The 12,720-nt window shown below is 70.4% G+C and carries 15 protein-coding genes and 1 tRNA gene; 7 read left to right on the top strand and 9 right to left on the bottom strand.

Translation table 11 applies throughout. The features are described from left to right. Both JT1_RS16620 and JT1_RS16615 read right to left on the bottom strand, forming a co-directional pair. A partial coding sequence (locus JT1_RS16620; RefSeq protein ID WP_169702082.1) for an ABC transporter permease occupies positions 1–871 on the bottom strand: 871 nt, incomplete at its 3' end. Further along, positions 871–1,809 carry an ABC transporter ATP-binding protein gene (locus JT1_RS16615; protein ID WP_068329584.1) on the bottom strand — a complete coding sequence of 313 codons (939 nt, stop codon included), beginning with the start codon at positions 1,807–1,809 and terminating at the stop codon, positions 871–873. The genes JT1_RS16620 and JT1_RS16615, both read right to left, overlap by 1 nt. Positions 1,810–2,017: 208 nt before the next feature. On the opposite strand from JT1_RS16615, the gene JT1_RS16610 reads away from it, so the two are divergent. Genes JT1_RS16610 through JT1_RS16600 form a run of 3 tightly spaced genes read left to right on the top strand, consistent with a single transcriptional unit; the run spans position 2,018 to position 4,361 of the window. After that, positions 2,018–2,425 (top strand): hypothetical protein, encoded by a 408-nt coding sequence (locus JT1_RS16610; RefSeq protein ID WP_068329568.1) that lies wholly within the window; start codon positions 2,018–2,020, stop codon positions 2,423–2,425. Next, complete coding sequence (locus JT1_RS16605) at positions 2,416–3,330, top strand: hypothetical protein (protein ID WP_068329566.1); 915 nt, start codon at positions 2,416–2,418, stop codon at positions 3,328–3,330. The genes JT1_RS16610 and JT1_RS16605 overlap by 10 nt, the downstream gene beginning before the upstream one ends. Further along, positions 3,327–4,361, top strand: a complete 1,035-nt coding sequence (locus tag JT1_RS16600) for a zinc-dependent alcohol dehydrogenase (protein ID WP_068329564.1) — start codon at positions 3,327–3,329, stop codon at positions 4,359–4,361. The genes JT1_RS16605 and JT1_RS16600 overlap by 4 nt, the downstream gene beginning before the upstream one ends. Before the next feature lie 52 nt (positions 4,362–4,413). On the opposite strand, the gene JT1_RS16595 is transcribed toward JT1_RS16600, so the two are convergent. The 3 genes from JT1_RS16595 to JT1_RS16585 all read right to left on the bottom strand — a co-directional run bounded on the left by JT1_RS16595 (position 4,414) and on the right by JT1_RS16585 (position 6,085). Further along, a tRNA-Ser gene (locus JT1_RS16595) sits at positions 4,414–4,500 on the bottom strand. Between the two features lie 53 nt (positions 4,501–4,553). Then, entirely contained in the window at positions 4,554–5,570 is a 1,017-nt protein-coding gene (locus JT1_RS16590) for a hypothetical protein (protein WP_068329562.1), read from the bottom strand. A gap of 59 nt (positions 5,571–5,629) precedes the next feature. After that, entirely contained in the window at positions 5,630–6,085 is a 456-nt protein-coding gene (locus JT1_RS16585; RefSeq protein ID WP_068329558.1) for a nucleoside deaminase, read from the bottom strand. Positions 6,086–6,166: 81 nt separating this feature from the next. Between JT1_RS16585 and upp the strand changes: the two genes are divergently transcribed. The 3 genes from upp (at position 6,167) to JT1_RS18625 (ending at position 7,866) form a co-directional block, all read left to right on the top strand. Then, complete coding sequence (gene upp / locus JT1_RS16580; protein ID WP_068329555.1) at positions 6,167–6,805, top strand: uracil phosphoribosyltransferase; 639 nt, start codon at positions 6,167–6,169, stop codon at positions 6,803–6,805. A gap of 135 nt (positions 6,806–6,940) precedes the next feature. Next, positions 6,941–7,114, top strand: coding sequence for a hypothetical protein (locus JT1_RS18500; protein ID WP_169702081.1), 174 nt, complete (start codon positions 6,941–6,943; stop codon positions 7,112–7,114). A gap of 2 nt (positions 7,115–7,116) precedes the next feature. Next, a complete protein-coding gene (locus JT1_RS18625) occupies positions 7,117–7,866 on the top strand; it encodes a PH domain-containing protein (protein ID WP_068329550.1) in 750 nt (249 codons plus the stop codon). Here JT1_RS18625 and JT1_RS16570 read toward each other — a convergent pair. Then, a complete protein-coding gene (locus tag JT1_RS16570; RefSeq protein ID WP_068329547.1) occupies positions 7,860–8,069 on the bottom strand; it encodes a hypothetical protein in 210 nt (69 codons plus the stop codon). The genes JT1_RS18625 and JT1_RS16570 overlap by 7 nt on opposite strands. A 217-nt stretch (positions 8,070–8,286) precedes the next feature. Here JT1_RS16570 and JT1_RS16565 point away from each other — a divergent pair, with 217 nt between their 5' ends. Next, on the top strand, positions 8,287–9,324 hold the full coding sequence (locus tag JT1_RS16565) for an IS481 family transposase (protein WP_068321680.1): 1,038 nt from the start codon (positions 8,287–8,289) through the stop codon (positions 9,322–9,324). 122 nt (positions 9,325–9,446) lie between these two features. Here JT1_RS16565 and pntB read toward each other — a convergent pair whose 3' ends face one another. From pntB to JT1_RS19020, 3 genes are all read right to left on the bottom strand, one after another. After that, positions 9,447–10,895, bottom strand: a complete 1,449-nt coding sequence (pntB, locus tag JT1_RS16560; RefSeq protein WP_068329545.1) for a Re/Si-specific NAD(P)(+) transhydrogenase subunit beta — start codon at positions 10,893–10,895, stop codon at positions 9,447–9,449. Between the two features lie 3 nt (positions 10,896–10,898). Continuing rightward, positions 10,899–12,428, bottom strand: coding sequence for a Re/Si-specific NAD(P)(+) transhydrogenase subunit alpha (locus JT1_RS16555; protein WP_068329543.1), 1,530 nt, complete (start codon positions 12,426–12,428; stop codon positions 10,899–10,901). A 146-nt stretch (positions 12,429–12,574) separates the two neighbouring features. Further along, positions 12,575–12,697, bottom strand: coding sequence for a hypothetical protein (locus JT1_RS19020; protein WP_255218353.1), 123 nt, complete (start codon positions 12,695–12,697; stop codon positions 12,575–12,577). Positions 12,698–12,720 lie beyond the last annotated feature (23 nt).

Genomic DNA, 12,720 nt, shown 5'->3' with positions numbered 1-12,720 from the left:
GCCCGGCGCCGGGCCCGGGGACCGGGGCCGGCTCCGGCCCGGCGTGCGCCGCCTCGATCCGGCGTCTCCGCGCTCGCCTCGCGGGCACGGGGCTCCAGTGGAAGGTCAGCGCGGCGACAGCGACGGCACCGGCGGTCCAGGCCGCCATGACGGCCAGTGCGCCGAGGTCCCAGCCGTTGCCGGTGGTGAACGGGTCGAACTGGTCGGCGAGGGCGTCGTTGAAGGGCTTGAGGGGAAAGACCTGCGCGATCCGGTCCGCCCAGCTCGGCATGTCGCCGTACCCCATCACCCCGGAGACCCAGGACAGGACCACTGCGGTCGCGATGGATGCTGCCTGGGCGACCGCAGCGGAACGGGCCAGTCCGGCGACCGCGACACCGGCGGAGGCGAAGCAGGTCACGGCGACCAGCACCGTCACCACGGTGGCCGGCATCGTGTGCCACTGGACCTGCACGTCGTAGGCGATGACACCGACGACCAGCATCAACGTCAGCGAGCCGAGCGCGAAGAGCACCGCGGCGCCGATCCGCCCCGCCAGGTACACCCAGCCGGGCAGCGGCGTGCCGTGCACGCGCTTGAGCACCGCTCTTTCGCGGGCATCGGCCAGGGACGCGGCCACCGTGGGGTAGGCGCCGTACAGGGCACCCATCACCGCAGCCGAGGGGGTCACGAACTGCATGACCCGCACGGTCGAGTCGGCGCTGACCCTGGTGTTGCCGACCATGGCGCCGATGACGACCAGGAAGATGAGTGGGAACAGGAACGTGAAGATGAACGCGATCCGCGTGCGCCACAGATCCCGTATCCCGTAGTCCAGCTGGTCCAGCAGCAGCCGAGCCACCGAGGGTCGACCCGCGGTCAGGACGGACATCACGGGACCCCCACCGGGTGCGGCGGGACAGCCATGGCGCCGGCGTCCTCGATCAGCTCGAGGTAGACATCCTCGAGGGAGGGTCGCTCGACGGTCAGCCCCGCGAGGGTGACACCGCGCGAGCGCGACCAGCCGAGCAGTCTCTCCAGCACCTGCGTGGGCTGGGCGCTGCGCAGCTGCCAGTCCCCGCCCTGGGGCCGCAACGGCGCACCCACGTCGGGCAGCTCGGACTCCGCCACCCCGGCAGGCAGCCGGAACGTGATCGTCGAGCGCGCTCGAGCCTCACCGCCGATCTCCGCGGGGGCACCGAGAGCGATCAGCCGTCCGGCGACCACGACCCCGACCCGGTCGGCCAGGTGCTCGGCCTCGTCCATGTAGTGCGTGGTGAGCAGCACGGTCTTGCCCAGCCCCCGCAGGTTCTCCACCAGCTCCCAGGCTCGACGGCGCGCTGAGGGGTCGAACCCCGTGGTCGGCTCGTCGAGGAACAACAGCTCCGGATCTCCGACCAGCCCGAGCGCCAGGTCCAGCCTCCGCCGCTGACCCCCCGAGAGGCTCTTGACCTTCGCGTCCGCCTTGTCGGTGAGCCCGACCAGGTCGATCACGCCCTCGACCGGCAGCTGACGCGGATACATGCCGGAGTACAGCCTCACGAGCTCGCGTGGCGTGAAGTCCTCATCGACCCCAGCGTCCTGCAGCACGATGCCGATCCGCTCCCGGTAGTCGCGACCGCCGGTCTCGGGGTCGAAGCCCAGCACCTCGACCCGGCCGGAGGTGCGACGACGGTGGCCCTCCAGGATCTCCACGGTCGTGGTCTTGCCCGCACCGTTGGGTCCCACCAGGGCGAAGACCTCCCCCGGTTCGACGCAGAACGACAGCCCGTCGACCGCGTGGGTCTCCCCGTAGTGCTTGTGCAGACCCTGCACCTCGATGGCGTGCATCGCCGTCACCTCCTGGTCGATCGCGCACTGGCTCGTTCGTCCAGTACACGCCCCGCAGCCACGACCCACCAGAGGGCGAAAGCCCCGACTGCACCCGCCTGCGGTGCCGAGGACCTTCGGCCCTGCCCCGAGGCCTCGTCGCTGCATAGCGTGATCACCGACCGTTGGGGACGCCACCGAGCCCACCCACACCGGAGACGAGGGCGCGATGAACCGCAAGGACAAGATCCTCCTCGGGTTGCTGCTGTTCAACGGCCTCACGGCCGCGGGCGGGGGGCTCGCACTGATGACCGACTGGATCCCCGAGCAGACGTCCTGGCTCCGGGACACCGACTTCCCCAGCAACTACTTCCCGGGCGTGATCCTGCTGGCCATCGTCGGAGGCAGCTCGCTGGTCGCGGCCGTCGCACTGGCCAAGCGCAGCGACGGTTTGCACCTCGCCAGCATCCTCGCCGGGACCATCATGGTGATCTGGATCGTCGGAGAGGTCGCCTCGATCCGAGGGTTCCACGTCCTGCAGGTGGTCTACCTCGTGACGGGCGTGCTCGTCGTGGCGTGGACACCGGCACTCCCCCCTTCGGCCGACCTCGGCGAGGAGGAGGGATCGTGGCGATGACGCCGGCCGACGACGTCCGACGGTCCACCGAGGAGGTGAGCCGCCGGACACAGCGGCTCTGCGCCGCCGTGGCGGCGCTGGTGGTGATCGCGGCCGTCCCGACGTTCTTCGTGGACGGGATCCTCAACGGGACGGCGGTGATGAACGGATCGGCGCGCGGCACCGCGCTCACCATGTTCGCGCTGGCGCTCCCCGTGCTCGGGCTCGGCATGGTGACCTCGACCCGGGGCTCGGTCCGGGGACGGGCGGTCCTCATCGGGTCGCTCGCCTACCTCACCTACAACGCCACCCTGCTGGTCTACGCCACCCCGTTCAACGAGCTGTTCCTGGCCTACGTCGCCCTGCTCGGGCTGTCGCTGTGGTCCCTGGTCAGCGCGCTGCTCGACCCCCGCCCGCTCCTGCTGCCGGACAGCCGGTTGCCGGCGCGCGGCATCGCCGCGTTCATCCTGACGGTGGTCGCGCTCAACGCGCTGGCCTGGTTGCGGTTCATCGTGCCCGACCTGGGGCAGGACCCGCCGGGCTTCCTGGACGGGACCGGCCTGACCACCAACCCCATCTACGTCCAGGACCTCGCGGTCTGGCTGCCCGCGCTGGCGATCGTGGCCGTGCTGCTCTGGCAGCGCCGACCTTCCGGCCTCTTCCTCGCCGGGGCCGGGCTGGTCTTCTGGCTGATCGAGGCGATCGGCGTGGCAGCCGACCAGTGGTTCGGGCACCGAGCCGATCCGACCTCCGCCGTGGCGACCCAGGGCGGCGTCGTGGTCTTCGTCGTCCTCGCTGCAGCGACCCTCGTCCCCCTGGTCCTGTGGCTGCGCGGCTCGACCCATCACGAACGGAAGTCGCCAGCGATGACCACCTCGACGTCCCCGACCGGATACCCCCGTCCAACCATCAGGAGGAAACCATGAAGGCTGCTGTCGTCCCCACGCTCGGCGCACCGCTGGAGATCCGCGATGTCCCGATCCCGACGGCCGGTCCCGGTCAGGTGCTCGTACGCATCGAGACCTGCGGGCTCTGCCACACCGACATCCACGCCGCGCGCGGTGAGTGGCCGGTCAAGCCCAAGGAGCTCCTCGTCCCCGGGCACGAGGGTGTCGGGATCGTCGAGGCCGTCGGCGAGGGAGACCTGCCGGTCCCGGTCGGGCAGCGGGTCGCGCTGCCCTGGCTGGGCCACGCGTGCGGTCACTGCCGCTACTGCGTCGACGGCTGGGAGACCTACTGCACCAGCCCCTCGTACATGGGCTACACCATGGACGGCAGCTACGCGGAGTACGCCGTCGCCTGGGCGAGCCACGTCGTGCCCGTGCCGGACGGGGTCGCGCCCATCGACGCCGCTCCGCTGACCTGCGCCGGCGTGACGACGTACAAGGCGCTCAAGGTCGCACACCCCCAGCCCGGCGAGACCACGATGGTCGTCGGCGTCGGCGGCCTGGGCCACCTCGGCCTGCAGTACGCGCGGATCTTCGGCACGCGCACCGTCGCGGTCGACGTGCATGACGACAAGCTGCAGCTCGCCCAGGAGCTCGGCGCCGACCACGTGGTCGACGCGCGCGGTGACCAGGAGTCGGAGCTGGCGGCCCTCGGCGGCGTCGACATCGCCTTGGTGACCGTGCCCTCCCCCGCGGCGATGCACGCCGCCCACGCCGCACTCAACCCCCGGGGCCGACTCGTGATCGTGGGGCTGCCGGCTGACAACCGGCTCGAGCTGCCGGTGTTCGAGACGGTGCTCAAGGGGATCTCGGTCATCGGATCGCTGGTCGGGACACGCAACGACCTGGCGACGTGCTTCGACCTCCACGCCCGTGGGCTGACCCGGGTGGTGACCCAGCGCCGTCGGCTCGAGGACGTCAACGACTGCTTCGAGGAGGTGCTGGCCGGTCAGGTGCCGGCGCGGCTGGTGTTCGACATGGGGGTCCAGCACGGGGGACGGCAGACATGACAGAGGCCCCGGAACCGCTGACACGTCAGGGTTCCAGGGCCTCGGCCTAGAGCGGTGGCGGTGGGATTTGAACCCACGGTCGGCGTCAACCGACAAACGCTTTCGAGGCGTTCTCCTTAGGCCGCTCGGACACGCCACCGCGGAGCACAATACAGCGCACGTGCCCACGGCCCGAAATCCGGGGCCCGACCCTCACGAGCCGTAGGGCACCTGCTGCCACGACAGCGTCGTCTCGCCGGCGTGGCGGCGCACCGTCGTCTTGAGCCAGTCGGTGTTGTTGTTCGACCCGTCGACCGTGACGCGCCTGAGGTTGTCCGCCGGTGCGTCGACCCCGTAGACGTCGAGCCACGAGGACCCGGTCGCCAGCGGACGGTCGTCGTTGTATGCGTGGCTGTCCCCGTTGACGAGGTAGACATTGCCGTCGAAGTCGCGGGACTCCTCGGCGAGCGCCCTGACGAAGGGGGTGAAGGCGTCCACGTGCCACGTCGGCTGGTACGAGGGGTCGAACATGTCTGCCTGGAGGAAGACCGTCACGGCTCCGTCACGGTGCCTCTTCGCGGAGTCGAAGCTGGCGCGCATCGTCGCGGTGCTGGAGTCCATGCGGGCCTCCTCCTCCGCGACCTGCTCCTGGGTGGGCTCGGTCCTGCCGAGGCCGGTCCACGGCTCGAGGCCGTTGTTGCTCCCGACCACGTGCACGGCAGCCATGGAGACCCCGGCCCTGCGCCAGGTGACGTTCTCCGGGAAGCCTGCTGCCGCGTCGTCCTGCACCCTCATCTCCTGCTCGCCGAGGGTGCGGCCCGCCTCGGGGTAGAAGAGCTCGCGGATCAGGCCGAGGCGCTCGAGCGGGTCGTAGGCGCCGTTGTTCACGCGGTGGCAGTCGGTCCACTCGTTGTCGCCCGGGCTGTAGACGAGCGGGCGGTCGAAGGACTCGAAGCGGTCGCGGATCCCCTCGAGGTAGGCATCGTCGCACCGGCTCGAGCCGTTCTTGATGTCCCCGACGTGCACGGTGAAGTGCACCTGCCGGTCGGCGTCGATCTGCTCGATCCACGACGGGAAGGCGGCGACCTGGTCGGCGCCGTAGGGCACGTCACCGATGACGGCGAACGAGTAGCCGGTCTCGGCGGGCGCCGCGGTGGACGCGGAGGCGAAGGGGGCGGTGGCGACGAGCGCGACGACGGCGGGCGCGGCGAGCAGGCGGACAGGACGCACGGGGGCTCCTCGGGGAAGGACGATCTGGTCTCGTCATGTGTGCCAGAGCGATGTGAACATCAGCCCACGTCCGGGCCAACGTCCTCCCGACGCCGCTCGAAGAAGTCGACGAGCAGCTGCGCGGCCTCCCCTTCGCGCACCCCGCCGACGACCTCGGCGCGGTGGACCGAGCGACGGTCACGGACGATGTCCCACACCGACCCGCACGCGCCCATCTTGGGGTCCCAGGCGCCGAGGACCACGCGCGGGAGCCGGGTGAGCACGATCGCGCCGGCACACATCGGGCAGGGCTCGAGCGTCACGACGAGCGTGCACCCCGTGAGGCGCCACTCCCCCTTCGCCTCGGCCGCGGCGCGCATCGCGAGGACCTCCGCGTGCCCGGTGGGGTCGCCGTCGCGCTCCCGGGTGTTCCTCCCCTCCCCGATGACGACGCCGTCCGCGTCGACGACGACCGCGCCCACGGGGACGTCGCCGTCCGCCGCCGCCTGCGCGGCGAGCTCGAGGGCGCGCGCCATCCACGTCTCCTCGGCGGGGCGCTGGGGACGGGCGGGGTCGTGACTCACGGGCCCAGTCTCCCGCACGGTAGTTTCACGGGCATGCGCGTCATCGTCGCGGACCACCCGCTCATCGCCCACAAGCTGACCTACCTGAGGCACAAGGACACCGACAGCCCGACCTTCCGTCGTCTCGCGGACGAGCTCGTCACCCTCCTGGCCTACGAGGCCACGCGCGAGGTGCGGGTCGAGCCCTTCGACATCGTCACGCCCGTCGCCCCGACCACCGGGATCAGGCTCTCGACGCCCAAGCCGCTCGTCGTGCCGATCCTGCGCGCCGGCCTCGGGATGCTCGAGGGCATGGTGCGCCTGCTGCCGACGGCCGAGGTCGGGTTCCTCGGCATGCTGCGCAACGAGGAGACGCTGGAGGCGGTCACCTACGCCAACCGGCTCCCCGACGACCTGTCCGGCCGCCAGTGCTACGTGCTCGACCCGATGCTCGCCACCGGCGGCACGCTCGCGATGTCGATCCAGTACCTCGTCGAGCGCGGCGCCGACGACATCACCGCCGTCACCCTGCTGGCCGCCCCCGAGGGCATCGCGGCGCTCGAGGGCCAGCTCGCGAGCCTCGACGTGCCGGTCACGCTCGTCACCGCGGCCGTCGACGAGCGGCTCAACGAGGACGGCTACATCATCCCGGGGCTCGGGGACGCCGGCGACCGGCTCTACGGGGTCGTCTGATCCCCCTTCGTCCGCCGGCTCCGGCGCGCCGGGAGGAATGTCGGACGCCACACCCGTCACATCTGCAACACTTGAGCCCGTCCCACGCCCGCCCCGGGCCGACCCCAGCCCGCAGATGACGGAGGAGCACGCGAGATGAACACGCCGCCGATCAAGAAGATCGTCCTGTGGCTGCTCACGATCTTCCTCCTCTACGCGATTCTCACCTCGCCGAGCGACGCGGCCAACATCGTCGGCTCCGCCTGGGACGTGATCGCCAACGGCGTGCGCAACATCGGGCGCTTCTTCGACTCCCTCATCGCGAGGTAACGATGGCCGCGGAGGTCGCCCACCGAGGGCTGCGCAAGTACCTCCTCCCCGGCGAGACCCCGGTGGCCGAGATCCGGCACCACCGCATCGTCCTGCTCAAGCCCGCCGTGGCCGTGCTCGCCTCGCTCGCGCTCTGTCTCTGGCTCGACATCTCGGTGAGCGACGCCGACGCCGGCATCCTCGGCTACGTGTGGCTGCTGTGGTTCGGCGTGGTTGCCTGGGCCGCGTGGCAGTGGATCGAGTGGCGCCACACGCGGGTCGTCGCGACCGACAAGCGGATCGTGCTCTTCGAGGGCTGGATCAACCACAAGGTCTCGATGATGCCGCTCAAGAAGGTCACCGACATGGGCTACGAGCGCCCGCTGCTCGGCCGCATCCTCGGATACGGCACCTTCGTCCTCGAGAGCGCCGGGCAGGACCAGGCCCTCTCGAGCATCCGCTTCGTGCCCGACCCGGACGACAACTACCGGGCGATCTGCTCGGTGGTCTTCGGCATGGGTCCGATCGACGACGATGACGAAGGGGGCGCCCCCCGCGACGACGAGCCGGCCTGGGAGACCTCGGCGGACTACGCGACGCGCCTGGGGATCGTCGACGGCGTGTACGTCGGGGGCGGTCCGGTGCCCGACCCGGCGGTCTACGGGCCCCCGCCCCGCCTCGACAGCTCCATCTACCGCAGCCGCGACCTCGAGCACCGTGAGCACGACGCCGACACCGGAGAGCTCCCCCCGTACGACCCCGACGCCTACTGACCGTCGGTGCGGGCGCCGACCGGCTCGACGCGGCCGGTGTCGCGCATGCGGCGCACCGCCGTGAACGCCTCCCAGCCGGTGATGACGACGATGCCGACCGCCACCGCCGGGATCGAGATGCTCCAGCCCGCGTCCCAGCCGAAGGTCGCTTCGAGTTCTCGCGGCAGATCCGTGAGCAGCTGCTCGGTGAGGAGCAGCCACACGAGCGCGGCCCCGGAGACGACGGCGCTGACGAGGCTGGCTGCGGCGAGCGGGCGGCTCCACCCGTCACGCGCCCACGCACCTCTGCATTGCCCTAGGTGTTGCGGGGCATGAGGTTGGTGACACGAGGAGGGGCGTAACAGGGCGGGCAGGTCCCCGTGGCGACAGGATGAGGGTGTCAAAGCCGTTCATCACGAGCCAGCCAAAGGAACCTGCCCTGTGTCCCACGCTAATGCCCCGATGACCCCTGGTGGTCGCCTACGTCTGATCGAGCGAGTGCTGGGTCAGGCCAATGATGAGGCCGGCCCGCGGCCGATCGCGCACGTCGCAGCCGAGGCCGCGATCTCACGCCAGTGCCTGTCCAAATGGGTAGCCCGCTACCGCGAGCACGGCGAGGAAGGGCTGCACGACCGCTCCAGCCGGCCACAACGCTCCCCGAGCGCGACTGCCGAACCGGTGGTCGAGCGGATCATCGAGCTGCGGCGCCGTAAGTGGTCCGCGCGGCGCATCCATCTGGCGCTGGCCGATGAGGGCACGAATGTGGCGGTGTGCACCATCGCCCGGATCCTGCGCCGCGAGGGCTTGAACCGGCTGCGGGACCTGGACGTCGACGGGCAGCCCCTGCGCCAGCAGCCCGCCGGCAAGATCATCGCGCGCTACCCCGGGCACATGATCCACCTGGACGTGAAGAAGGTCGGACGCATCCCGCCCGGGGGCGGGTGGCGCGTCCACGGCCGCGGCTCGGACGCTGACCGGGCCCGCGGCCTGCGAGGACACCACCGCGGCGCCAAGGTGGGCTACACCTACCTGCACTCGGCCGTGGACGGCTTCACCCGGATGGTCTACACCGAGGCCCACGACGACGAGAGCGCCGCGACCGCGATCGCGTTCCTGGCCCGCGCCCGGGTCTTCTTCGCCGCGCACGGCATCACCCGCATCACCCGCATCGTCACCGACAACGGGTCCTGTTACCGCGCCAAGAACTTCACCCGCTCGGTGCTCTCCTTCGCCTCGAAACACAAGCGGATCAAGCCCTACACGCCCAAGCACAACGGCAAGGTCGAGCGCTACCAGCAGACCATGGCCCGCGAGGTCCTCTACGCCGACGCCTACCCCTCCGAAGAAGCCCGCCGACGACAGCTACAGATCTGGGTGACCCACTACAACTACCATCGCCCACACAGCGCCATCGGGGACCAACCCCCAGCCAGCCGCGCCAAGACCCGTGTCACCAAGGTCATGCCCAGTTACACCTAGGGGAATGCGGGTTCAGGTGCGCATTGCCCTAGGGGAATGTGGGGTCCGGGGACGACGAAGGGCGGCGCCCACCCCATGGGGTGAGCGCCGCCCTTCGCGGTGGTGCGGTGGCCCAGAGGACCTCAGAGGGCCTTGAGGATGTCGCCGACCCGGTCCTTGGCGTCGCCGAAGAGCATCTGGGTGTTGTCCCGGAAGAACAGCGGGTTCTGGACGCCCGCGTACCCCGTGGCCATCGAGCGCTTGAAGACGATGACGTCCTTGGCGTTCCACACCTCGAGCACCGGCATGCCGGCGATCGGGCTCGTCGGGTCCTCGGCCGCGGCCGGGTTGACCGTGTCGTTGGCGCCGATGACCAGGACGACGTCCGTCTCCGGGAAGTCGTCGTTGATCTCGTCCATCTCGAGCACGACGTCGTAGGGCACCTTCGCCTCGGCGAGGAGGACGTTCATGTGGCCCGGGAGGCGGCCGGCGACCGGGTGGATGCCGAACCGGACGTCCACCCCCTTCGCCCGCAGCTGGGCGGTGAGGTCGGCGACCGGGTACTGCGCCTGCGCGACGGCCATGCCGTAGCCCGGGGCGATGACCACCGACGAGGCCTCGAGGAGCAGCTCGGCGACGGCATCGGCCTGGATCTCGCGGTGCTCGCCGTAGTCCTTGTCCTCGCCCGTGACCTGGCCGTCGGAGCCGAAGCCACCGGCGATGACGGAGACGAAGGAGCGGTTCATCGCCTTGCACATGATGTAGCTCAGGAAGGCACCGGAGGAGCCGACGAGCGCACCGGTGACGATGAGCAGGTCGTTGGAGAGCATGAAGCCCGCGGCGGCCGCGGCCCAGCCCGAGTAGCTGTTGAGCATCGAGACGACGACCGGCATGTCGCCGCCGCCGATGGAGGCGACGAGGTGCCAGCCGAAGAGCAGCGCGATGACCGTCATGATCGCCAGCGGCAGGAGCGAAGGGGAGACGACGAACCAGACGCACAGGGCGACGGAGACGAGCACGGCGAGCAGGTTGAGCCAGTGCCGCGCGGGGAGCACGAGCGGCGAGGACTTCATCTTCGCGCTGAGCTTGAGGTAGGCGACGATCGATCCGGTGAAGGTCACTGCGCCGATGAAAACGCCGACGAAGACCTCGCCGTTGTGGATGCCGACCATGTCGATCGCCTCGAGCCGCTTGTGCTCGGCGACCGCCTCGGCGCCGTCACCGTGCGACGCGAAGAAGGTGTTGTAGCCGACGAGCACGGCGGCCAGGCCGACGAAGGAGTGCATCATCGCGATGAGCTCGGGCATGCCGGTCATCTCGACCCGGCGGGCGATGCGCACACCGATGAGCCCGCCGAGGGCCATCGTGACGACGAGGACGCCCAGGCCCCACTTGCCGGCGTCGGTGGCCTCGCCGTCGCCGTAGACCCCGTCGATGACGAGGGCGATGGTGGCGAGGAGGGCGATGGCCATGCCGGCCATGCCGAACCAGTTGCCGTGCTTGGCCGACTCGTGCCTGCTCAGGCCGGCCAGGGACAGGATGAAGAGGAGCGCCGCGACGATGTAGGCGGCGGTGACGACGGTGGACAGCACGACTCAGCCCTTCCGGAACATGTTGAGCATCCGGTTCGTCACGGTGAAGCCACCGAAGACGTTGATGCTGGCGAAGAAGATGGCGGCGGCTGCGACGACCTGGATCGTCAGGTTCGACGAGGTGACCTGCAGCAGGGCCCCGACGACGATGATCCCGGAGATCGCGTTGGTCACCGACATCAGCGGCGTGTGCAGCGCGTGGTGCACGTGCCCGATGACGTAGAAGCCGATGACGACCGCGAGCGCGAAGACGATGAAGTGCGACAGGAAGGCGGCCGGCATGAAGGCGGCGAGGACGAGGAAGACCACCGCTGCCCCGCCGATGAGCCAGAACTTGCGGTTGGGGTCGACGGGCTTCGCGGGCTCGGGCTCGACCTGTGCCGCGGCGGCCGGGGCGCTCTGAGCCGCGGAGACCTGCACGGGCGGCGGCGGCCAGAGGGTCTCCTCGGCCCGGGTGACCGTCATGCCGCGCACGACGGTGTCCTCCATGTCGAGGACGGGCCGACCGTCCTTGTCCGGGGTCAGCAGCTTGAGCAGGTTGACGATGTTGGTGCCGAAGAGCTGGCTGGCCTGCGTGGGCAGGCGGCCCGCGAGGTCGGTGTAGCCGATGATCCGCACGCCGCCCTCGGTGACGACACGCTCGTCCGCGACGGACCCGGCGACGTTGCCGCCGGAGCCGGCCGCCATGTCGATGATGACCGAGCCCGGCTTCATCGAGGCGACCATCTCCTCGGTGATGAGGCGCGGCGCCGGCCGGCCGGGGATGAGGGCCGTCGTGATGATGATGTCGACGTCCTTGGCCTGCTCCGCGTACAGCTTGGCGGCCTTGCGGTTGAAGTCCTCGCCGGTCTCCTTGGCGTAGCCGTCGCTCGAGACCTCCTGCTGGACGTCGATCCGGAGGAACTCGGCGCCCATCGACTCGACCTGCTCGGCGACCTCGGGGCGCACGTCGAAGGCGCGCACGATCGCACCGAGCGAACCGGCGGCACCGATCGCCGCCAGGCCGGCGACGCCGGCCCCGCAGACGAGGACCTTGGCCGGCGGGACCTTGCCCGCGGCCGTCACCTGTCCGGTGAAGAGGCCACCGAACTCGTGCGCGGACTCGACGACCGCGCGGTAGCCCGCGATGTTGGCCATCGAGGAGAGCACGTCGAGCGACTGCGCGCGCGAGATGCGCGGCACGGCGTCCATCGCCAGCGCGGTGACGCCCTGGGCGCGCAGCGCCTCGACCTTGTCGGGGTTGAGCGCCGGCGCGAGCAGGGAGGCGAGGATCGCCCCGGACCGCAGGCGCGGCACCTCTTCGTCGGAGGGCGCGTTGATCTTGGCGACGACGTCGCTGGCCCACACCTGCTCGGCGGGCTCGAGGGTGGCTCCGGCGTCGAGGTAGGCCTGGTCCGGGTAGGCGGAGGCCTCACCGGCACCGGGCTCGACGACGACGTCGTATCCGAGCTTGATCAGCTGCTCGACCGTTCTGGGGGTCGCCGCGACGCGGGTTTCTCCGCGCTTCGACTCCTTGGGCACGCCAAGTCGCATCGTCACTCCTGGTCAGGGGTGTGGGTGTGGTTGGTGGGCAACCTACGACAGGCCCCCACGCCACCCGTGGGTCTGGGATGGGGACGATGATCACAGGCCACGAGGTGAGACGGCGTCTCGTCTCACTGGACAGTCCCGGTCGGCGCTCAGTCCGCGTCGTCGACGGGAGGGGCCTCCCCTTCGTCCTCGGCGAGGTGCTCCTCGGCGATGGCCGCCTCCCGGGCGGCCTCCTCGTCGTCCCACACGGTGTGCGAAGGGTCGGTGCTCACCCCGCCACCCTACGGACCTACCG

Origin of the sequence: Janibacter terrae NBRC 107853 (genome assembly GCF_001591405.1) — a bacterium.
Classification (GTDB): Bacteria; Actinomycetota; Actinomycetes; order Actinomycetales; family Dermatophilaceae; genus Janibacter; species Janibacter terrae.
The sequence above is the reverse complement of the archived record's forward strand: the minus strand, read 5'-3'. Positions and strand labels throughout refer to the sequence as shown.

Bases quoted from the DNA above. Each gene is read 5' to 3' on its own strand.
- JT1_RS16615 (WP_068329584.1), bottom strand. From the start codon at position 1,809: ATGCACGCCATCGAGGTGCAGGGTCTGCACAAGCACTACGGGGAGACC.
- JT1_RS16610 (WP_068329568.1), top strand. From the start codon at position 2,018: ATGAACCGCAAGGACAAGATCCTCCTCGGGTTGCTGCTGTTCAACGGC.
- JT1_RS16600 (WP_068329564.1), top strand. From the start codon at position 3,327: ATGAAGGCTGCTGTCGTCCCCACGCTCGGCGCACCGCTGGAGATCCGC.
- JT1_RS16585 (WP_068329558.1), bottom strand. From the start codon at position 6,085: ATGGCGCGCGCCCTCGAGCTCGCCGCGCAGGCGGCGGCGGACGGCGAC.
- upp (WP_068329555.1), top strand. From the start codon at position 6,167: ATGCGCGTCATCGTCGCGGACCACCCGCTCATCGCCCACAAGCTGACC.
- JT1_RS18500 (WP_169702081.1), top strand. From the start codon at position 6,941: ATGAACACGCCGCCGATCAAGAAGATCGTCCTGTGGCTGCTCACGATC.
- JT1_RS18625 (WP_068329550.1), top strand. From the start codon at position 7,117: ATGGCCGCGGAGGTCGCCCACCGAGGGCTGCGCAAGTACCTCCTCCCC.
- JT1_RS16555 (WP_068329543.1), bottom strand. From the start codon at position 12,428: ATGCGACTTGGCGTGCCCAAGGAGTCGAAGCGCGGAGAAACCCGCGTC.